The organism is Ktedonobacteraceae bacterium (assembly GCA_035653615.1).
Lineage (GTDB): Bacteria > Chloroflexota > Ktedonobacteria > Ktedonobacterales > Ktedonobacteraceae > DASRBN01.
Genome location: DASRBN010000037.1, coordinates 40,403 through 58,867, shown reverse-complemented (window position 1 = coordinate 58,867; position 18,465 = coordinate 40,403). Strand labels below are relative to the sequence as shown.

Annotated in this window: 21 protein-coding genes and 1 pseudogene; 5 read left to right on the top strand and 17 right to left on the bottom strand. The window is 52.4% G+C overall.

Going from position 1 to position 18,465, the window contains the following annotated elements:
- Both VFA09_21460 and VFA09_21455 read left to right on the top strand, forming a co-directional pair.
- Positions 1-666 carry a hypothetical protein gene (locus VFA09_21460; GenBank protein ID HZU69852.1) on the top strand — a complete coding sequence of 222 codons (666 nt, stop codon included), beginning with the start codon at positions 1-3 and terminating at the stop codon, positions 664-666.
- The gene (locus VFA09_21455; GenBank protein HZU69851.1) at positions 650-2,119 is read left to right on the top strand and encodes an MFS transporter; all 1,470 of its coding nucleotides are present in this window, start codon (positions 650-652) and stop codon (positions 2,117-2,119) included. Before VFA09_21460 ends, VFA09_21455 begins: the two co-directional genes overlap by 17 nt.
- 134 nt (positions 2,120-2,253) lie before the next feature.
- Here the strand turns inward: VFA09_21455 and tatC are convergent, their stop codons facing one another.
- The 16 genes and pseudogenes from tatC to VFA09_21375 form a co-directional block, all read right to left on the bottom strand.
- Positions 2,254-3,093, bottom strand: a complete 840-nt coding sequence (tatC, locus tag VFA09_21450) for a twin-arginine translocase subunit TatC (protein HZU69850.1) — start codon at positions 3,091-3,093, stop codon at positions 2,254-2,256.
- Between the two features lie 196 nt (positions 3,094-3,289).
- A pseudogene (gene tatA, locus VFA09_21445) lies at positions 3,290-3,475 on the bottom strand (twin-arginine translocase TatA/TatE family subunit).
- 120 nt (positions 3,476-3,595) lie between these two features.
- A complete protein-coding gene (locus VFA09_21440) occupies positions 3,596-3,880 on the bottom strand; it encodes a hypothetical protein (GenBank protein ID HZU69849.1) in 285 nt (94 codons plus the stop codon).
- Positions 3,834-4,619, bottom strand: coding sequence for a sigma-70 family RNA polymerase sigma factor (locus tag VFA09_21435; GenBank protein ID HZU69848.1), 786 nt, complete (start codon positions 4,617-4,619; stop codon positions 3,834-3,836). The genes VFA09_21440 and VFA09_21435 overlap by 47 nt, the downstream gene beginning before the upstream one ends.
- Before the next feature lie 199 nt (positions 4,620-4,818).
- The gene (gene acpP / locus VFA09_21430; GenBank protein ID HZU69847.1) at positions 4,819-5,055 is read right to left on the bottom strand and encodes an acyl carrier protein; all 237 of its coding nucleotides are present in this window, start codon (positions 5,053-5,055) and stop codon (positions 4,819-4,821) included.
- Entirely contained in the window at positions 5,055-5,501 is a 447-nt protein-coding gene (nusB, locus tag VFA09_21425; protein ID HZU69846.1) for a transcription antitermination factor NusB, read from the bottom strand. The genes acpP and nusB overlap by 1 nt, the downstream gene beginning before the upstream one ends.
- A gap of 108 nt (positions 5,502-5,609) precedes the next feature.
- Positions 5,610-5,942, bottom strand: coding sequence for an Asp23/Gls24 family envelope stress response protein (locus VFA09_21420; protein HZU69845.1), 333 nt, complete (start codon positions 5,940-5,942; stop codon positions 5,610-5,612).
- 225 nt (positions 5,943-6,167) lie between these two features.
- On the bottom strand, positions 6,168-7,193 hold the full coding sequence (gene fabD / locus VFA09_21415) for an ACP S-malonyltransferase (protein HZU69844.1): 1,026 nt from the start codon (positions 7,191-7,193) through the stop codon (positions 6,168-6,170).
- 61 nt (positions 7,194-7,254) lie between these two features.
- Positions 7,255-7,446, bottom strand: coding sequence for a 50S ribosomal protein L32 (gene rpmF, locus VFA09_21410; GenBank protein HZU69843.1), 192 nt, complete (start codon positions 7,444-7,446; stop codon positions 7,255-7,257).
- 52 nt (positions 7,447-7,498) lie between these two features.
- Positions 7,499-8,029 carry a DUF177 domain-containing protein gene (locus tag VFA09_21405; GenBank protein ID HZU69842.1) on the bottom strand — a complete coding sequence of 177 codons (531 nt, stop codon included), beginning with the start codon at positions 8,027-8,029 and terminating at the stop codon, positions 7,499-7,501.
- Between the two features lie 687 nt (positions 8,030-8,716).
- Entirely contained in the window at positions 8,717-9,154 is a 438-nt protein-coding gene (locus VFA09_21400) for a RidA family protein (protein HZU69841.1), read from the bottom strand.
- Between the two features lie 206 nt (positions 9,155-9,360).
- Positions 9,361-9,999: a hypothetical protein gene (locus VFA09_21395; GenBank protein HZU69840.1), complete on the bottom strand. Its 639-nt coding sequence runs from the start codon at positions 9,997-9,999 to the stop codon at positions 9,361-9,363.
- A gap of 53 nt (positions 10,000-10,052) precedes the next feature.
- Positions 10,053-10,559, bottom strand: a complete 507-nt coding sequence (gene coaD, locus VFA09_21390; protein HZU69839.1) for a pantetheine-phosphate adenylyltransferase — start codon at positions 10,557-10,559, stop codon at positions 10,053-10,055.
- A gap of 143 nt (positions 10,560-10,702) precedes the next feature.
- On the bottom strand, positions 10,703-13,477 hold the full coding sequence (gene recG / locus VFA09_21385; GenBank protein ID HZU69838.1) for an ATP-dependent DNA helicase RecG: 2,775 nt from the start codon (positions 13,475-13,477) through the stop codon (positions 10,703-10,705).
- Between the two features lie 55 nt (positions 13,478-13,532).
- Complete coding sequence (locus tag VFA09_21380; protein ID HZU69837.1) at positions 13,533-13,865, bottom strand: DUF5615 family PIN-like protein; 333 nt, start codon at positions 13,863-13,865, stop codon at positions 13,533-13,535.
- On the bottom strand, positions 13,862-14,194 hold the full coding sequence (locus VFA09_21375; protein HZU69836.1) for a DUF433 domain-containing protein: 333 nt from the start codon (positions 14,192-14,194) through the stop codon (positions 13,862-13,864). The genes VFA09_21380 and VFA09_21375 overlap by 4 nt, the downstream gene beginning before the upstream one ends.
- Positions 14,195-14,471: 277 nt before the next feature.
- On the opposite strand from VFA09_21375, the gene VFA09_21370 reads away from it, so the two are divergent.
- Positions 14,472-15,161: a hypothetical protein gene (locus VFA09_21370; protein ID HZU69835.1), complete on the top strand. Its 690-nt coding sequence runs from the start codon at positions 14,472-14,474 to the stop codon at positions 15,159-15,161.
- A gap of 55 nt (positions 15,162-15,216) precedes the next feature.
- Here the strand turns inward: VFA09_21370 and VFA09_21365 are convergent, their stop codons facing one another.
- Positions 15,217-16,401: an ArsA family ATPase gene (locus tag VFA09_21365; GenBank protein HZU69834.1), complete on the bottom strand. Its 1,185-nt coding sequence runs from the start codon at positions 16,399-16,401 to the stop codon at positions 15,217-15,219.
- Between the two features lie 410 nt (positions 16,402-16,811).
- On the opposite strand from VFA09_21365, the gene VFA09_21360 reads away from it, so the two are divergent.
- Both VFA09_21360 and VFA09_21355 read left to right on the top strand, forming a co-directional pair.
- Positions 16,812-17,480: a thiamine pyrophosphate-dependent enzyme gene (locus tag VFA09_21360; protein ID HZU69833.1), complete on the top strand. Its 669-nt coding sequence runs from the start codon at positions 16,812-16,814 to the stop codon at positions 17,478-17,480.
- 22 nt (positions 17,481-17,502) lie between these two features.
- Complete coding sequence (locus VFA09_21355) at positions 17,503-18,396, top strand: transketolase C-terminal domain-containing protein (protein HZU69832.1); 894 nt, start codon at positions 17,503-17,505, stop codon at positions 18,394-18,396.
- Positions 18,397-18,465: the final 69 nt, after the last annotated feature.

The following is an 18,465-nucleotide window of genomic DNA, read 5'->3' as shown; positions in this document are numbered from 1 at the left end:
ATGTTATCGTATATACTGGCAGGTGACCCCCTGGCTCCATGGGGACAGGCGGCAGCCATTCTCCTGGGCCTCTACATGTTCATCTATATCCTGATTGGTCTGGCCCTCGCGGCAGGTTTGATGTTCGCTTTTACCTGGGTGCATCAAAAAACCGAATTGATCAAAAAATTGCGCCCGACCGTCGAAAGCGTCAATCACTCGCTTGAAGAGGGCAATAAGGGAGTATTGCCTCCGCCAGAACCAGGTGAAAATAAAATTGTGCGAGCGGTCGGCCAGGTTCCGATGCAGGCGACGAAGATCGAAAAGAAAATTGACCAGGGCAGCGAGCGCGTTGCGCAGGCCGTCATCGAGTTTCGCGCCCGTACTGTCATGGTGCAGCAGATGGCAAAAGCCTTTTTCCTGCCGGGCCTGACGAAACGGGACTCCCATCCAGAGTTGGAAAAGGCCGGTATTACTTTCAAAAGCCCGGGATACAGGATACTGGTTGACAAGGCGGAAAAAGAGAGCAGTGATGGCACCGTGGGCGCCAGCCAGATTCGTGCCTTAGGCTCGCAGGACGCGGAACACGAGGCGGCCCAACATCTGGCGGAAGCCGCAGGAATCCAGGCTCCTCAACCTGTGCAGGCAATCGACAGGCCGCAATCCGACGATGCATTTATTCGTTGAGTATGCACGGCAGTTTGCTCGTTTTTCGCGCAATGCTCGCCTGTACCTCATCAGTAATGCGCTGAGTGGCGTCACTGCCGGCATCCTGCTGGTTCTCTATAACTTATACCTCGCGTCTTTAGGCTACGGTGCCGATTTTATCGGTACCGTTCTTTTCGTGGGAACGGTAGGAGCAGGACTGGCAATCTTCCCGGCAGGTATCATCATCGACCGTTTCAGTGGCAAGGCGATCCTGATCTGGTCGAGCGCGTTGATTGGCCTGGCAGGGGCAGGACAGATCCTTTTTCGTCAACCCTTACCGCTGCTGGCCAGCGCTTTTGTCGCCGGTATCGGCCTCGCCTTTATTCTTGTGATAAATGCCCCTTTCTTGACGCTCAATAGCACGCCGGATGAGCGTCCCCAGCTCTTCAGCATGAATATTGCTATCAGCCTGATTACCTTAGTGCTTGGCGAAATCCTGGGCGGCATCCTACCTATCTGGTTGCGTGGGATACCCTGGTTGATGGCGCCTCTACCATCCTCTGCCTCGGGGCTGCTCGCAAGCCAACCCTATCCGCGCTCCTATCAAATAGCCCTTCTGTTTGCCGGCATCATAGCGGCGCCGAGCTTCATCCCTCTATTTCTTATGAGCAGTACGAAGCCACGCCAGGATCAAGAGGGTAGGGACGACCACGAGCGCGATCAATCGGCTCTCTACCGGTCGTCCTGGCGCTCAATGGCAGCTTCTATCGCATCATTCAAGGCCTGGTTCCTGGCGATCAGGCGAGCGCAATGGAAAAAAGTGTTAGCAAGTCCTTTTTTTGTGCTCCTTCTGGTGCAGATATTTATCGGGTTAGGGGCAGGATTATTTATTCCGTACTTCAATCTTTTCTTCGTGAAACACCTTGGAGCCTCTTCTGCACTCTTCGGATTTATCGATGCTGGCGCAAACACCATTACCGCGCTGCTCACACTAGCTGCTCCCTGGCTGGCTTTACATATCGGCAAGGTCAACACCATGGTCTGGACAAGGTTAATAAGCATTCCCTTGATGATCACGATTGGCCTGACCGGACTCTTGCCATTGGCTGCCGCGCTCTACCTTTTCCGGCAAGGAGCAATGGATATGTCGAACGGTATTCTACAGGTCTTCTCAATGGAAGCCGTCTCAGAGCAAAAACGAGGTCTGGCCAATAGCGGGTATCAGGCCGCGTTTCAAGGAGCCGAGGCCATTACAACGCCCATTGGGGGGCTGATGATCGTGCATCTGGGCTATTCATCAGTCTTTCTGCTGGCTCCCATATTTTACCTGCCTGCCATTGGAATTTTATGGGGGAAATTTGGGCGGGGAAGAGGGCGACGTGATGACGATAAGACCGCGCCAAGAGCAATAAATACAACCCCAAACAGCAGCAAGGTTTTTCCCACTGCCAGCGGTGTGAACTCCGCGAACCAGGCCAATCCACCGAATTGAAGACTCTCCATTGACTGAGAAAGAATCGCGTTGAGGGATTATATGGGCAAGGGAACGGCCTAGAGGTTCATCGGAACCTATCAGACCATTCCCTTGCCCATATGAGATGGCAAATGGCACATTAAATTCATATGTTATGCGACAGCCTCTGACTCCTGGCGGTTGAATATGCGGATGAAAATGACCGTCAACTCAAAGAGGAACGTCATCGCCACTCCCAGAATCACCGGACTGTATGGGTCGGCTCCGGGCGTTAAGAACGTCGCCGCAACCCACATGATTACATAGGCCATCGCTCGCCGCTTCGTGAGTGTCTTTGCCGTAATCAGCCCGAGTTGGGCCATGAACGTTAGCACTAACGGAATCTCAAAAACGATACCGAAGGCCAGCATGAAGTATGTTACAAAGGTAAAGTAGGAATCGGCTGTTATAAGCGGCGTAAAGCTGTCCGAGGCAAAATTGATCAGCCATTCCACCGGGAAACGCAGTACAATGTAACCGAGCGCAACGCCCATAACGAAGAGAACAATGCCGATGACGATAAACGGCACCGCATTTTTCTTCTCTTTTGCTAGAAGCCCTGGTGATATGAATGCCCATATCTGATAAAGGACGATAGGCAACGCAAGCAGAAGGCCTACAGCAAATGAGATCTTGAGATAGACAGTAAAGCCCTCGCCTACTCCTGTAACGACAATCTTACCGGTACCCAACGCATCGGCTGTCTTGGGCAAGGGATAAGTAAGAAACTTCTCAATTGGGTCACGGAAGATGAAGGCAACGATCCCAAAGACTACGATGGCAATTGCTGATTTGAAGATGCGCCAGCGGAGCTCCTCCAGGTGCTCTATCAGGGTCATAGTAGCTCCGCCTTCGTCCTCCTCCTCGTCATCATCGTCATCGTCGTCGTCCTCTAAATCGAGGTCGTCGACGATTTCGTCTGGATCGCGCTGATCTATGTTTCTGGTTGCCATAGCTTCTCCTGTAGGGGCAGGTTATGGGCCTGCCCTATGTTACGAGCAACCAACATTAGTCGACATGAACTTCACTGACTTCCGGGCTGGCAGGCTCGGCCGGGCTACTCATTTCGCTGACACTGGACTTGGGGGCAGGCTCGGTGCTGACCTTGCTCTTCAGTTTCTTCATATCCTTAGAGCTGATGGGATGTGCCTCCTCTTCGTCGTCATCGTCGTCATCGTCATCTTTATGACCTGTGACTTCTTTCATCCCTTTCTGGAACTCTTTGATGCTCTTACCGATGGAAGCGCCCATCTCCGGCAGCTTTTTGGGGCCGAAGATCAGCAGCGCGATAACGAGAATAACGACGAGGTCGAGTCCGTGAAATCCGAATGGCATGGTAGGTATCCTTTCTGAATCTGTATGGTCTACGTACTGTGTAGGGGGCTACTCGTATGGTCCCCTCTTCAACAGAATACTACGCTAAAATACGACAAATGGACTATTGCAAACGACGCTTCACGAATAGGCAGGCTGCGCAACTTTCGAGGCGGGCAAGGCTGTTTCAAGCGCGTGCAGGCTCGCTACGCCGATACTCGATGTGCCAAGACCAACCACGAGCCGCATCACCTGGCGGCGGCTAAAGCGCCGCTGCATCAGGGCAGTCGCCTCGCGTTCCTTTTTGCGCATGGCAGCCGCCTGCCGGCGCACCGAAGTGCGCAGTTGCTCTTCCAGGTAAGCGGGCGCTTGCGCTGTACTACCATAGTGGCGTAACAGCAGGGTCTCGATAGAGTCGTTCTGCATGGTTCCTCCACAGCGGCGAGGGCTGAGAAATATCCATTGCTGAGTGGCTCTCAACCCGCTCCAGATGTTTTTGTTGCCTGTCTGGATGCTTTTGTGCCGCATCCGCATTGCGGGCGGCTTTTGCGTCGTCAACGATTTCTTCATCGCTCTCAAGCGCGTAAAAGTGCTGGAACTGCTTGCGCGCTCGTGCCAGGCGCTGGCGCACCGCTGACTCCTCAAGATGCAGCATTTCAGCTATCTCTGGCGTTGAGAGACGAGCGACCACCGAGAGCAAGAGACAGAGACGTAAATTCTCTGTGAGATGCGCCATCGTTCTTTGAACGGCATCCCGCTCTGCCACGAACGTTTCGAGGTCAACCCCCTCAACTGCGCCGTAGCCGGCCGGTTGTAGTGGTGCCGCGCGCTCATTCAGCACATCCGTATCTGATTCATACCCTTTTTCTTTCTGCTCTTCCCTCTGCACCAGCGAGAAAGGAATGAAGCGGAAAATGGCTCGCCGCCGCCTTTGCATACGGACAGTATTTAAGGCAATGCGTAACAGCCAGGCCTTGGCGTGAAACTCATCACCGCTTTTGGCACGAGCCGCGTCAATCGACTTCAAGGCCTGGTGGAACGTATCCTGAGTCAGGTCTTCGCTTTCCTCCCAGTCGCCTGTCAAGCCATAAATGGTATGGAAGACCAGCTTGCCGTATTCTTGAATAAGCGTTTCTACTGCTTGAGCAGCAGGTATTGTTTCCACTACCTACTCGTTTCGTTCGCGTCTCACTTACGCGTGTACTAATGAAGATGCATGACGATGGAGGAATGTGACATCCAAATACGTGAATTCAGAAACAGAAAGGATTTTTTCATAGTCTGAGAAACGCAGGTATGTAGGAATGAGATCCGCGGATCTCATTCCTACATACCTGCGTTTCTCAGACTATGAAAATTCTAAATTATCGCAAATGTTCTTCGATATAATCTTCGGCCTCTTGCACCGTCGTGATCTTCTCGGCGTCCTCATCGGAAATCTGAAGTTTGAATTCCTCTTCTAGGGACATAATTAACTCAACCAGGTCAAGAGAATCGGCATTCAGATCCTCGACGAAAGATGCGCTTGGAACGACCTCGCTCTCATCTACGCCGAGCTGGTCAACAATAATCTTCTTCAACCGTTCTGAAACTGTAGCCACTATTTCACCTCACTTTCAGCAATTGGGGTGGGCTGCTGTTGTGCCCTATTAAATATTGTACCGAGGACGCCATTAATAAAGCGGCTCGAAGTATTGCTGCCAAAGATCTTGGCCAACTCCACCGCTTCGTTAATAGCAGCCTTTGCTGGTACCGTATTATTAAACAGAATTTCGTAGATTGCAAGTCTGAGAATATTTTTATCAATTCGGGCCATCTGCTGTAATGGCCATTCGCGCGCCGCACTTTGTATATGCGCATCGATCTCAGCAAGATGATCGCACACACCTATGATCAATTCGCTCGCGTATTCAACCACTTTTGGTTGCAGATGACGCTCCTCGGCATGCCGCTGCAGGACCTCATCAGGCGCATGTTGAGCCGTGTCATATTCGTAGAGCGTTTGCAGTGCGATCATACGTGCTTGTCTGCGTATCCCTATTGGCATACTATCCTCACAGGATTGCTTGTAGGGGCGATATCTTGTAAACCTTCGCGATCGCCCCCGGTGCGAATGCTCAATGGAACCGGCGACCACAAGGGTGCGCCTCTACGCTCAGGCGACATCTTGAACATAGACATTCACCTCGCGTACCTGCATTCCAACCATATGTTCAATTGCCGCGGCGACTTCTTCCTGGATAGCCGAGCCTACGTCGACGACTCGCACGCCCGTTGCCACAACAATATAGAGGTCTGCAGAGACAGTAGTATCTTTGATGGTCAGGCTGACACCCTGCCTGGGTACCTCGCGCCCCAGAAAGCGCGACCATTGATCCGTAGCCTGCGCCATGCGCACAACACCCGGAACCTGTAATGCCGCATTGATCACAATGGTTGTAAGCACCTGCCGCGCAACTCGCACGACACCCGGCGATTCTGTTGACATCAAAATCCTTTAAGTAGGGGCGCGAGCTTGCTCCGTCCCCGCCTATCTAACCACACATCATACAATGGGCCGCGAACTTACTTCACTCGCGTACACTCAGAAAAACCTGCCCTCATACTGCTAAGATAGCCACTTTTGCATATGCTTGTCAAGTTTTCAATCCTTCGGGAAACCAATCTGTTTAGACTACCTTCTCAGTACCGGTAGGGCAACCTCTTTTCTAAATTATAACTCAGATCGGAGACCCATTTCATGCAAGATACCCACCACTTTTTCAATATCTGCCGCATTGCCAACATTCAACGTCGTGGTACCCTTGGCGATCCGTTTCACCATACCTGCTAAGGCCTGGCCCGGACCAATTTCAAGGAACGTGGTCACTCCCACGCTCACCAGCAGTTCAATAGTGCGCGTCCATTGCACTGATGAGGCAATCTGCTGTGTCAATTCTTCTCGAATAGCCTGCGCGCCGGTCAAAGGCAGTGCGTTGATATTGCCGATGACGGGTATAGTGGCATCGTGGATAGTTGTTGCGGCCACCGCCTGCGCAAGACCAGCTGCCGCCGGCTGCATCACCGGTGAATGAAAGGCCCCACTGACATCCAGCGTGATAACGCGTTTCGCGCCGCGTACTTTTGCCAGTTCCATCGCCAGGGCTAAGGCATCCTGTTCGCCCGAAATGACGATTTGTCCTGGCGCGTTATAATTGGCGATGACTACCTGTCCCTGCCCAGGGTGAGCATGTGGTGGAAGATTCGCGACCGAATCCGCCGTTGCCTGCCGGCAAATCTCCCGTAATGTCTCCTCGTCCATGCCGATGATAGCCGCCATCCCTCCTGGGCAGACTGTTCCCTCATGGTGCATCAGGCGACCTCGTTCGCGTACCAGGGTAACAGCGCTGCGCAAGTCTATGGCACCGGAAGCGACAAGCGCCGTGTATTCACCCACGCTGTGACCGGCAGTATAGCTGGGAACGAGCGGCGAAGACCAGGAATAATCGGGAGAAAGCGATTCTTGTAAGGCCGCTAACAGTGCCAGGCTCACGGTCACTATCGCCGGTTGGGCATTAATCGTCTCACGCAGCACATCTTCCGGCCCATTAAAACAAAGATTGCTGAGTGAGAAGCCGAGCGCTTCGTCTACCTCTTCAAAGACCTGCCGCGCTGCCGGAGATTGCGCAAAGATATCCGCTCCCATCCCTACAGACTGGCTACCCTGACCTGGAAAAAGAAAGGCGACAGGAATTGTCATGCTGCTTCACTCTTGAATAAAGACGAGGCAGGAATGGCCTCCTGCCTCTCAACTCGTGTATTTACTTCTTATCTGCTTTAGGATAAAAGACCTGGCGTCCGCGATACATCCCACAATTTGGGCAGGCGTGATGGGAAAGACGCGGTTTCTTGCAGTTAGGGCACAGGACCAGCTGTGGCAAGTCCAGGTGATGATGTGCGCGTCGCTCGCCCTGGCGCGCGTGCGAGACTCGTTGTTTAGGTAACGCTCCCATAGTTTATTCCCTCCTCTTCCTTTCCTGGGCGCCGGTGACGCCCTACAATTTGTTATGATTGCGATCCGTTTTGTAGCAATTTTTCCAGTACGCTGAATCGTGTATCGACCTCTGGTTCGCATGCACAAGTGCCAAGATTCAGATCGCACCCGCACTGCGAGCAAAGTCCCTTACAATCCTCCTGGCATAGCGTCACTATCGGAAGCGCAAGTAGTACATCCTGCCGGAGCATTTCGGTAAGATCGATTTGATGGTGATCATCGATAGGAAAAATCTCTTCCTCGTCAAATGGAGGCAGAGGCATACCGGTCACGACATCGACAGTTGGATAAAACTGTTCTTCAAAATTCACATGCATTGGCTGCTCGAATGTCTTCAAACAGCGGGTGCAAGAAAGTTCAAGCGTGAGGTCAGCCCAACCATCAACCAGCAACCCCTGGTTAGTACGGCGCATGCGTACATGCCCATCAATCGGGCCAATCACCTTGATATCGTCATCGAGTTGAACATCTTCTTCATGAAAATCATCGACTAATGCAGTCCCTACTGGAGCCTTCATTAGCTGCGCCACGTTGTAAAACACTGTCAAACCCTCCATCATTTCATACCCATAATCAGATTATATGGCTATTACATAAAATAAAACATGGCGGTGGCGCATTCCATTTCGTTTTTCCTTACAATCTCCTTGCTGGTAGGTAGATGGCACGATGAAGAAGACGCTCAAATCCTGTGCTTGCACATTATAGGCCAGTGTGTTGAGGGTGTCAAGGCCTTTGTGCGACAGGTCAGTACCCCTCGAGGAGTGTAGGGCCAGATTCGTTGCGCCTCCAGCTGGGAAGACTTTTCAATCCCTCTCCAGAATGTAGAGCTATACAGCGAAGTCTACATCCATAGGTAGTGGACTGACCCCTTTCACGTGGACGGACGAGCCTGGTTACTTGTCTCCCCAGACAGGGTTCCCGCCAGGGGTGCCACTACATATCTTTCTGTCACATCCGAGGAGTAGGATGCGTTTGTTGCCCAAGCCGGTCTCCTGTCTGAGGACCCAAAGCTATGATCTTACTGCCTGCTGTGTAGATACAGAGCTGGCAAGTAAAGTATATCCCTGATCTCTCTATTGACGATATCGAGTCCATAAGGCCATAACCGTTCGCGGATACTATTGATACGCTTCGACAGTGAGCGACGTGGATTGCTGTGAAGTTGAAGGAGCGATGCTTTGGCTAGCTCAGCTTTTCCCCAAAAATCTGGGATGATTCATGTTTCTTCAGGCAAGCGGAACAACCGCAACCGCATCCATTTCGATGAGAAAGTCCGGGTTCCCCAGCCCGGAGACATATGCCATAGTAATGGTAGGCGGATTGGGACGAAGCCCCCAGAACTGCTGAAACGCTTCAAATCCTTCCTGCAGCGATTGTCCCTGAAGCAGGAATATATTCCATTTAATGATATGCTCTGGCCCGGCTCCAGCAGCAGCGAGTGCCTCGCGCAGATTAGCGAGTACCTGCGCGGTCTGAGCTTTAAGATCTCCTTTGCCAACAATGGTTCCCTGCACATCGACTGCATTCTGACCACCGACGTAGATGGTTTTCACGGGTCCACTGACGCTAATCACCTGGGTAAACGCCGGATTTTTATGCAATCGGTCAGGATTGATATACGCTACGAGCGCATGGGCTGACGGGAATGTTGTCTGTTGAGTCATCTATTTCCTCTTTCATGTGAAGTATCTGGGATGTTTACGACATCCTGCTTTTTCATGATAGTATGCCACAGAAAGAGGACAGAAGTGTTCCGCTTTAGAAGCGACAAGAGCGAAGTCAGAAGCTTGTTAGCTCAGCGATTTGGGTTGTCAGAAACCGAACAATCAGACTTTGCAAATCCTGACGAGGGAGGAGCAAGCTCACGACCCTATTGGTAGTTCGAATCCTGCGAATACATCGGGCCGCCCCTGGTATCAACGGCCAGCGAAGAACGCCGTGGAACGGGGCGCGGCGGGGATGCATTGGCCTGCTGCTCATAATCGTCATAATCGTCCCCGGATTCTCCGCCGTCCTCGCCCTCCATGTTCTCTTCTTCCGGTGACAGTTCCAGGCTGGCGAGACCTTTTTCGATGCTTAAAATAGAGCGACCAACCTCCATCTCGATGCTGGCAAGGTGGTCGCGCAGCCCCCGCAGAGTTTCCGCGACATAGGCATCGGCCTCGGTTTTCAGTTGCTCCGCGCTCGCCTCGGCCTGCCGCAGCATTTCTTGCGAACGTTCCTCCGCTGCCCGCAACAGCCCTTCGCGATTTATCGCTCGTTCTGACTCCTCGCGCGCTCGTGCCATCAGCTTGTTGGCGTCAGCCTGAGCCTGGGCCATAATTCGCTCTTTATCCTGAATAATGCGTCGCGCCTGCTTGATTTCGTCGGGGATGGATGTGCGCATCTGATCAATAATGCTGAGGATATCAGATTCACGAATCATAATCTGATTCGTAAGAGGCATTCTACGGCTGCCCGTAACGAGATTTTCTAAGCGATCTACCAGGTAGAGGATATCTATATCCACGCTCTTTCTCCATGCCCAATTGCGCCGCTGCCAGTTCAAGCGGCCTGAACGCACTACGTACCATATTTTGCTTGTAATGCTCGCAACACCGGCGGTGGGAGCATATCTCTCACATCCCCTCCCAGGCGGGCAACCTGCTTGAGCAGGGAAGAACTCACAAAGAGATTTTGTAAATTCGTCAGCAGGCAAACGGTTTCAATTTCCGGCGCTAGCTTTCGATTCATCAATCCTTGCTGGAACTCAGACTCAAAATCGTTAGGCGAGCGCAATCCCTTGATAACGACGTGCCCTCCTACTTCACGCACATATTCTACAAGCAGTTGCGTAAAATGGTCGACCCGCACATTGGGCAGGTCTTCTGAGGCCAGCACCTCTTGCCAGAGCTGCTGGCGCTCCTCAACCGTGAAGAGCAAATTCTTTTCAGGAACGGCATAGACAGCCACAATCAGCGTATCAAAGAGGCGGGCGGCACGCCGCGCGATATCAAGGTGACCATTGGTGAGCGGGTCGAAACTGCCCGGATAGACGGCGATACGCCCTGTCTGTTGCTCTCTACTCAAGCTGCTATCCCTTCAAAGTGCCAATTCAGCACTAAAACGACTTTGAGATGCTTCCATTAAATCATATTGGCTAGCTTTCGGCAATAGGGTGTAGAGACCGGATTATGGGTTTCACAAAATATTTTCGGCAACCCCGCGTAGGATTAATGTGCCATAAAACCTTGCCAGAACAGGTGCATTCTTTCGCGCAATGCTGTATGCTCAGGCTTGCGCAAATAAGGGTCGCTCTCCCACAGCTTCGCGGCCAGCGAGCGCGATAGTTCGATCAATGGTGTATCGCTCAGGTCGGCCATGCGCAGTTCCGGCACACCGCTCTGGCGCACCCCAAAAAAGTCCCCTGGCCCGCGCAGTTTCAGATCCTGCTCTGCCAGCCGGAAGCCATCGTCCGTTATCTGAAATACTTCCAGGCGTTCTTGCGCCTGCAGGCTTGCATCCGCGCTCAGTACATAGCAATACGACTGGTATTTGCCACGACCAACGCGCCCGCGAAACTGGTGCAGTTGCGAAAGACCGAATCTATCGGCATCCTCGATTACCATTACCGTGGCATTCGGCACATCGATGCCTACCTCTATTACCGAGGTCGCTACCAGTATATCCAGGGCACCATCGCGGAACTGGCGCATCACCATATCCTTCTCGTTCGACTTCATGCCCCCGTGCAGCAGGCCCAGGCGTAGATTGGGAAAGACATCGCGACTCAATCGCTCATATTCGACGGTAGCCGCTTTGACCGCCAGCGTTTCAGACTCTTCGATCAAGGGACAGATGATAAAGGCCTGCCTGCCTTCCGCGACCTGCTGGGCAATCAACTTATAAGCCTCGTCGCGACGATTGCCCGCCCGCCAGCGTGTAATAATCCTCTGGCGTCCAGGCGGCAGCTGGTCAATCACCGAAACGTCCAGGTCGCCATAAAGTGTCAGGGCCAGCGTGCGTGGAATAGGTGTAGCTGTCATCACCAGCATATGCGGGTGATAGCCCTTTTGTCGCAGCGCATCGCGCTGTTCGACGCCGAAACGATGCTGCTCATCGACGATGACCAGGCCTAAGCGCGAGAAATTCACATCCTCTTGAATCAGCGCGTGCGTGCCAATGGCGACCGCCGCCTGCCCATTCTCGATAGCGGCCCGTCCCATCGCCCGCTCGCGCTGTCGCAAACTCCCGGTAAGCAAGACAGTTCGAATACCGAACGGCTCCAGCATGGCGCTGATACTGTGGGCATGCTGTTCCGCGAGCAATTCGGTCGGCGCCATAATCGCTCCCTGGTAGCCATTGAGGGCCGCCATGAGCAGCGCCGCCGCCGCTACAGCCGTTTTGCCCGCGCCGACATCTCCTTGTAAAAGACGTGACATCGGTTTGCTTTGCGCAAGATCGCCAAAAATCTCGATAATCACGCGGCGCTGGGCCTGGGTAAAACGAAACGGCAGCGTGGCCTCGAAAGGCTTATCCGTGGCCATCGTTGACCAGAGAGTAGAACCCGCCAGCGCCTGTTCATCGATCTTGCCTTGTCCCTTTTCTCTTTTGTTGAAGGCTTCAGGAATATCCGCGGTGTCAATGAAGACTTTTTCCAGATCGATGTCGAAGGCATGGCCCTCTGGAGCCTCGCGCTGCCAGCGCGTGCGCCGCTCCTGCATACCAAGCTGGATCAAGAACAATTCATCGAAAGCCAGGCGGCGGCGAGCGGCGAACAGCGCATCCTCATTTTCTGGGTAATGTATCTGCGACACAGCTTCAGGCAAGGGCATAAGCCTGGCCGCGGAGCGAATTGAGGCCGGCAAAAATTCTGGCACCATGGCGGCGTAACGGTCAATGGCCCACTTGGTGAAGCGCCGCAGCGTCTTGGCATGCAGGCCTTCTGTGAGGGGATAAATAGGTACCAATCGCCCTGTGTTCAAGAGGTCGCCCTGTTCCGGCAGTTCGTGACTGCGCACGACGAACTCGATTTTGTTGCCGAAGCGCTGCTTGACACCCGTTACAACCAGATAAGAGCCTTTGGCGGCTTGCAATTGCTTCTGTAAATAGGGCTGGTTGAACCACATCACCTTCAGTTTGCCGGTATCGTCCGAGATAGTTGCCATTGTGCGTGTCCGCCTGCCGCCACCATGCGTCGTCTCCACTTCCCAGATGAGGCCAATGGTGGTTGTCACCTCGTTAAAGGGAAGCTGAGCAATTTTTGTAAGCTTGCTATAGTCGCGGTGCTGGCGCGGGAAGTAAAAGAGCAGCTCGCGCACGCTGCGAATACCCAGGCTGCGCAACTTCGCCGCTACCGATGGTCCTACCCCCGGCACTGCAGTAATATCGGCGCTCAACAATGTGAGAGCGGTATGGCCTGCCGACATACCGGCTTCCAGGTGAATAGGATTTTGCGCTGTTCCATTAGAAGATCGCGCCGGTTGAACGACCTGTTGAGCCTTAGCACCCTCGTTGACACTGTCAGAGGCTGTTTGAGCGTGCGATGAGGTCTTGCCACCGGTTGAAGCAGTTTTTGCTGCTGAACCCGCTGTCTTACTCCCATACGTTTCAGCGCGTACAGAAGGTATATTCCTATGCGTTGAAATACCCGGTTGATCGCGTCCGAGGTCTGCCGTATTGACAGGAGTGTTCTCCACCTGCTGGCCATTCTGACTATCGCTGCCAAGCTCGCTCAGGATGGCGAGAACGGCACGCAGGCTGGCGGCCCGCTGCATCGGGTCCTGCTGGCGATAGCCCTCCAGGTGTTCGGTGAAGCGATGAATGGGAGTGAGGTCAAGTCCGGCATTTTGGCAAATGGCACTCACTTCATCGGCCCAATGCACCGCGAACAATTCCAGGCCGCCTCTCACGACGCGATCCTGATGATTTCCACGCTGTTCATACTGTATAACTTTACGCGCCCGCTCAATATATTGGGCAAGCTGGGCATTAATTTGATCTGGCATGGTTATTACAACTTAAAAAAAGAAATTAGGTAACAGGTAGATACTCAATGCGGTCTTAGAAATCGCTAATTGTGCCTATCTCAGCAATTAAAATAAGCTCTTCTATTGTTTCTCCGACGCTCATCTCTCCATTGAGGGTAATGATACCAGGGATATGCCGTCCTTGCGCTAGATGTTCTCCAAGATGAGTAGGCATGGACTTGCGGTTGTTAGTAACAAGAATAAAACCGTTTTCTTCACACCAATATAAAATTTCTGGATCAAGTGTTCCCTTGACTGGAGAGCCTGGATCTCCCACAGCATATACCACAAGATCAGGTTTCTTCCACAACAATTGAGCCTTATAAAGTGGATCAATATTTTCATCCATGAGATAGCGAATACTCATGCGATTCCTTTGTAAGCCTGCCTCTCCTCTTTAATCTTTCGAATCCTTTGACTGACCGGTGACGGGTGACTGGCCTGCCGCCTTCGTTCTTCCCTCCCCCACTCTAACCAATCTGACAGATACTTTGATACGGCATCTTTATTGTGAAGATAATAAAGGATTGTGGCATAAACTTGCTCAAGGGTAAGTGAAGGATACGTTCTCGCAATGACTTCTGGTGAGCGTTGACGATGTATATAATCATAAAGAATAGTTTCGATGCCGATTCTAGTGCCCTTGAGACGAATATCGTCTTCCGACAAGAAGTCAAAGTATTCTTCCAACTTCATAATTTTCCTCTCTCTCCTTTCAAATGTTTCTTATGATATACATCACGAGATATCACTTCACATTGAGAAGTCGCTCTTGCTCGTTACGATTCGCCATGAGTCTGACCGTTGCCATCATTCTAACATAAAGAGGTGGCTGTTACTAGCTGTGTAGGTATCGATGGCGCGGCTACTCATGTAACTTTACGCTAACTTCAACCGTGTCAATAGCGGGGTTACGAAATTCAACATCTGGATGCCAACAGGCATCTCATCATAACACATAAGGAGTGAATGTATGACAACAACCGAACGTTCAACAGTGGTAGGAGTCTTCGAGGACAGGGCTTTGGCAGAGCGTGCCTTAAATGAACTTCACCAGGCCGGTTTTAGTAATGACCAGGTTGGGTTCGCGGTTCGTGACGAGACAATACAGGAAAGCGTTCCGCGTGTTGCAGAACCTGAGACGACAACGGCAGCAGGCGCCGCGACAGGAGCCGTCTCAGGCGGAGTAATTGGTGGCCTGTTAAGCGCTGCTGTGTCCCTGCTGATCCCCGGTTTTGGCCCGGCGATAGCAGGTGGCATTCTCGCCGCTACCTTGAGCGGAATAGCGCTGGGAGCGGTCGCAGGTGGTTTTCTTGGAGCGATGATCGCGCTCGGCATACCCGAAGAGGATGCCCGCCACTATCAGCAGGAGTTCGAGGCAGGGCGCATTATCGTAACGGTCAGGGCAGGTGATCGCATCATCGAGGCGCTTGACATACTGCGACGTAATGGGGCGTTAGAGGCCAATAGTCGTTTCGGCCAGCCGGTCGATCCTGATGTCATTGCCAGCAACAGCGTCGAAGACGAGGCGACGCAAAAATACGATAGGCCGGTCAAATGGAATAAGCCCGATCTCGATAAGGATAGCTTCTTCGAGCAGCCTGTCCGGCCCGGCACTGATGAACCGGATATTTTCGATAATTCGAATGCCCCACGCCCATAGGGACAAAAAATGGGAGCATCTCTTAAGATGCTCCCAGACCTTTCTAAAAGACCGGTTAAGCCACCTCTGATGTAGATGAGGTATCCGGCGCCGCAAAGTGGATCTCCAGCGCCTTATTCACAAATTTTGCGACCGTCGCCTCCGAATTGGCCAGCATGGCGGGCAGCGTGATATCGCGCTTGAAATTGCCGATCTCGACGATCATCTCGTCGCCTTTTTTGGTCATCACAACCTTGTCCATCTCCACATGTGGCAGGGGCAGGCGCAGTACATAGGTATCTCCCTGGCGGAATACTTCCTGGATCGGTCCGCGGTAGAAGACACGCGTGGGGTCGGTATCGCCAAACACTTCCTGGGCTAACTCACTGAGCTGTGGAATACCGAGTATTTCGTGCGAATAATAGGGGGCTTCCCAGATTGGCAGAGGCGAGAACGTTGCGTGTATCTGGTTGCGCAGCTTCTCCTGGTTGCGGTAGAGTTCCTGCATAAAAGGATCGGCATAATTGCCGGGTTGAATGACGCGATTGCATACCACGCCATCGATGGGGTAACCGAAGAGCGCCAGGTAGGTTTCCGCGCGCAGTGCCTCTTTGATCACCATGCGTTCCGGATTGACCACCGGTCTATAAGAACTGATATCGGGATTGCTCAGAACGCCGCGCAACACTTTGACGCGCTCGCTGAGGAGATTGATTGTATCTAAGATCTCCCCGGAGGGCATGAAAGCCTTGATCAACGGGCGCGCGAGACTGAGCGTGCCGCTGTTGAGGCTCATGATACGACCCGCGTACCACTGAAAAGTATCGGGCATGCTAAGCAGGCGTACCGTCTCGCCGGTGGGAGCAGCATCGATTATAACGACCTCGAAGTTGCCGTCGCGCGCATTGCGATAGATATTGAGCAGGCTGACAATCTCATCCATCCCTGGTATGAGGGCCAGTTCTTCCGACATTATCGAATCTAACCCCTGCTTGCGCAGCACTTTGCTCATCGATGCCTGCACTTTGCCCCAACCGTGACGCATCTCTTCCAGCACATTGACTTCCTGCGCCCACAGGTTTGGCGATAGTTCCTTCGGCTCTGATGTAAGTGGAGTATTGAGGCAATCGGCAAGACTATGTGCCAGGTCTGTGCTTACCACAAGAGTACGTTTGCCCAACGCGGCAGAACGAACAGCAGTCGCGGCGGCAATGGTTGTTTTACCAACGCCGCCTTTCCCAAGGTAAAGTATGATACGCATAAGGTCCTTATCTCTCGGCTTTCCTGATTTGATTCATCTAGTTCTATTATAAAACGGCTGTCGTTTGTTTACACAGCCGTTCGTGCTTGTGTTTCTGCTTACATGTACGTAGATGGCCTCTGTTTGGTTATCTTTTGGGTAATCCGAAGACCTATGCTGTGCGCATACTTTTTTTCTGGTATCGCTATTTTCGGCAAACTCTACTTCTATAGAGAAGCCTGGCTTGATGATAACATTGGCTATAAGATATCGGCTATAAATAAATAGGGAAAGGTTTTTTTGCATAGTAAGATCATACATTAACTGTCCTTCGGGACAGTACATAACTGGCCTTTAGCGCCTTGTCTGTGAGCGATGCTCCTTGTAGACTGTTTTTAGGATTTTAAGTAAACAGTTATATGGAGCAAATCATGAACGCTGATCTTTTTCGTATCCGCCAACTGATGGATATAACTCGTGGTGACGAGAAGCATAGCAGCAGCACAAGTTCTACTCTCGACGTGTTATGGGTGTTGTATGATCGCATCCTACGCTATGACCCCAAAAACCCCAGAAGCGAAGACCGGGACCGCTTTGTATTAAGCAAGGGACATGGCTGCGTCGCGTTCTACGCTATCCTGGCCGACAAGGGCTTTTTCTCACCTTCTCTGTTGCCGACTTTCATGAAGTGGGACAGTATTCTGGGCACGCACCCTGATCGTAACCAGGTGCCGGGTGTAGAAGCATCTACCGGTTCGCTGGGACACGGTTTTCCGATGGCGGTCGGCATGGCGATGGCGCTGCGCATTAAGCGGAATCCGGCCAGGGTCTTCGTATTGATTGGGGATGGTGAGTGCAACGAGGGCACTATCTGGGAGGCCGCCCTTCTGGCCGGATTCCGGCATCTTTCGCGCCTGACCTGCATCCTGGTCAATAATCACTCCAGTTCTGAAGATCTCGGCGACCCGGCAGCAAAATTCGCTGCTTTCGGCTGGGCCACGACCACTATTAATGGCCGCGATCACGAACAAATCTATCAAGCGCTATCAAGAACCGATCCAGACCGTCCCACAGTAGTTATCGCGGAGATACTGGACTAGCTAACACAGGAGAGAAATAATAATGACGACAACCATGACAATGCGGCAGCAAATGATTCGGACCGTGAGCGAACTGCTGGAGAATGACGAACGGCTTGTCCTCGTACTCAGCGATATAAGTGTCGAAGTCTTCAATGCGGCTCTCCGATCAGAGCGCATCATCAATGTGGGAATTATGGAGCAGACGATGACCAGCGTAGCGGCCGGTATGGCCCTGGAAGGCTTCATCCCGATATTGCACAGCATCACACCATTCCTGGTCGAGCGTCCTTTCGAGCAGATCAAGGACGATTTCTGCTATCAAGAATTGGAGGGCAACTTCATCAGCATCGGAGCCTCCTACGACTACAGCACCGAGGGTATGACGCATCACGGCCCCGGTGATGTACAGATTTTGCGCAGTCTGCCAGGCATGCAGATAGTTGCTCCAGGGACGGCTGGAGAATTCGACAGGCTCTTCCGCGAATCATATGCCAATGGCTCGCCAACGTACTATCGCCTGAGCGGTTCAACCAATTCCCAGGATTACCCTGTTCATTTTGGCAAGCTCGAAGTGATTCAGACCGGCAATCAGGCAACAATTCTCGCGGTAGGTCCCTCCCTATCCTATACGCTGCCAGCCGTGAAGGATTTAGATGTGACCGTACTTTACTGCACTACTGTAGCGCCATTCGATGCTGAGACATTCCGCGCGCATTGCCGCAGTAACAAGATCGTGCTGGTCGAGCCATACTACGCTGGCGTGCTGATACCCGATATCTCCGCCGCGATGGATCGCGTTCCGGTCGCCATCGAGTCCATCGGCGTCCCTCATAAAGTGCTATCCCGTTATGGCACGCCTAAACAGCACGATGAGGCGCTGGGGTTGACGCCGGAGGGGATTCGGTGGAGGGTGGAACGGTTTTTGAGGGAGTAAGCAGAAAGTTTTTACGCGTTGTTCTCATTTTCACCTGTTGATGATATTATAATGAGGACAACGCGTAAG

What these genes read in the sequence shown, in the direction of transcription:
- VFA09_21420 (HZU69845.1), bottom strand. Translation starts at nt 5,942, where the DNA reads ATGTCAACAGAATCGCCGGGTGTCGTGCGAGTTGCGCGGCAGGTGCTT.
- rpmF (HZU69843.1), bottom strand. Translation starts at nt 7,446, where the DNA reads ATGGGAGCGTTACCTAAACAACGAGTCTCGCACGCGCGCCAGGGCGAG.
- nusB (HZU69846.1), bottom strand. Translation starts at nt 5,501, where the DNA reads ATGCCAATAGGGATACGCAGACAAGCACGTATGATCGCACTGCAAACG.
- recG (HZU69838.1), bottom strand. Translation starts at nt 13,477, where the DNA reads ATGCCAGATCAAATTAATGCCCAGCTTGCCCAATATATTGAGCGGGCG.
- VFA09_21355 (HZU69832.1), top strand. Translation starts at nt 17,503, where the DNA reads ATGACGACAACCATGACAATGCGGCAGCAAATGATTCGGACCGTGAGC.
- VFA09_21375 (HZU69836.1), bottom strand. Translation starts at nt 14,194, where the DNA reads ATGAAGTTGGAAGAATACTTTGACTTCTTGTCGGAAGACGATATTCGT.
- VFA09_21380 (HZU69837.1), bottom strand. Translation starts at nt 13,865, where the DNA reads ATGAGTATTCGCTATCTCATGGATGAAAATATTGATCCACTTTATAAG.
- VFA09_21365 (HZU69834.1), bottom strand. Translation starts at nt 16,401, where the DNA reads ATGCGTATCATACTTTACCTTGGGAAAGGCGGCGTTGGTAAAACAACC.
- VFA09_21455 (HZU69851.1), top strand. Translation starts at nt 650, where the DNA reads ATGCATTTATTCGTTGAGTATGCACGGCAGTTTGCTCGTTTTTCGCGC.
- VFA09_21400 (HZU69841.1), bottom strand. Translation starts at nt 9,154, where the DNA reads ATGACTCAACAGACAACATTCCCGTCAGCCCATGCGCTCGTAGCGTAT.
- tatC (HZU69850.1), bottom strand. Translation starts at nt 3,093, where the DNA reads ATGGCAACCAGAAACATAGATCAGCGCGATCCAGACGAAATCGTCGAC.
- VFA09_21440 (HZU69849.1), bottom strand. Translation starts at nt 3,880, where the DNA reads ATGCAGAACGACTCTATCGAGACCCTGCTGTTACGCCACTATGGTAGT.
- VFA09_21370 (HZU69835.1), top strand. Translation starts at nt 14,472, where the DNA reads ATGACAACAACCGAACGTTCAACAGTGGTAGGAGTCTTCGAGGACAGG.
- VFA09_21460 (HZU69852.1), top strand. Translation starts at nt 1, where the DNA reads ATGTTATCGTATATACTGGCAGGTGACCCCCTGGCTCCATGGGGACAG.
- fabD (HZU69844.1), bottom strand. Translation starts at nt 7,193, where the DNA reads ATGACAATTCCTGTCGCCTTTCTTTTTCCAGGTCAGGGTAGCCAGTCT.
- VFA09_21360 (HZU69833.1), top strand. Translation starts at nt 16,812, where the DNA reads ATGAACGCTGATCTTTTTCGTATCCGCCAACTGATGGATATAACTCGT.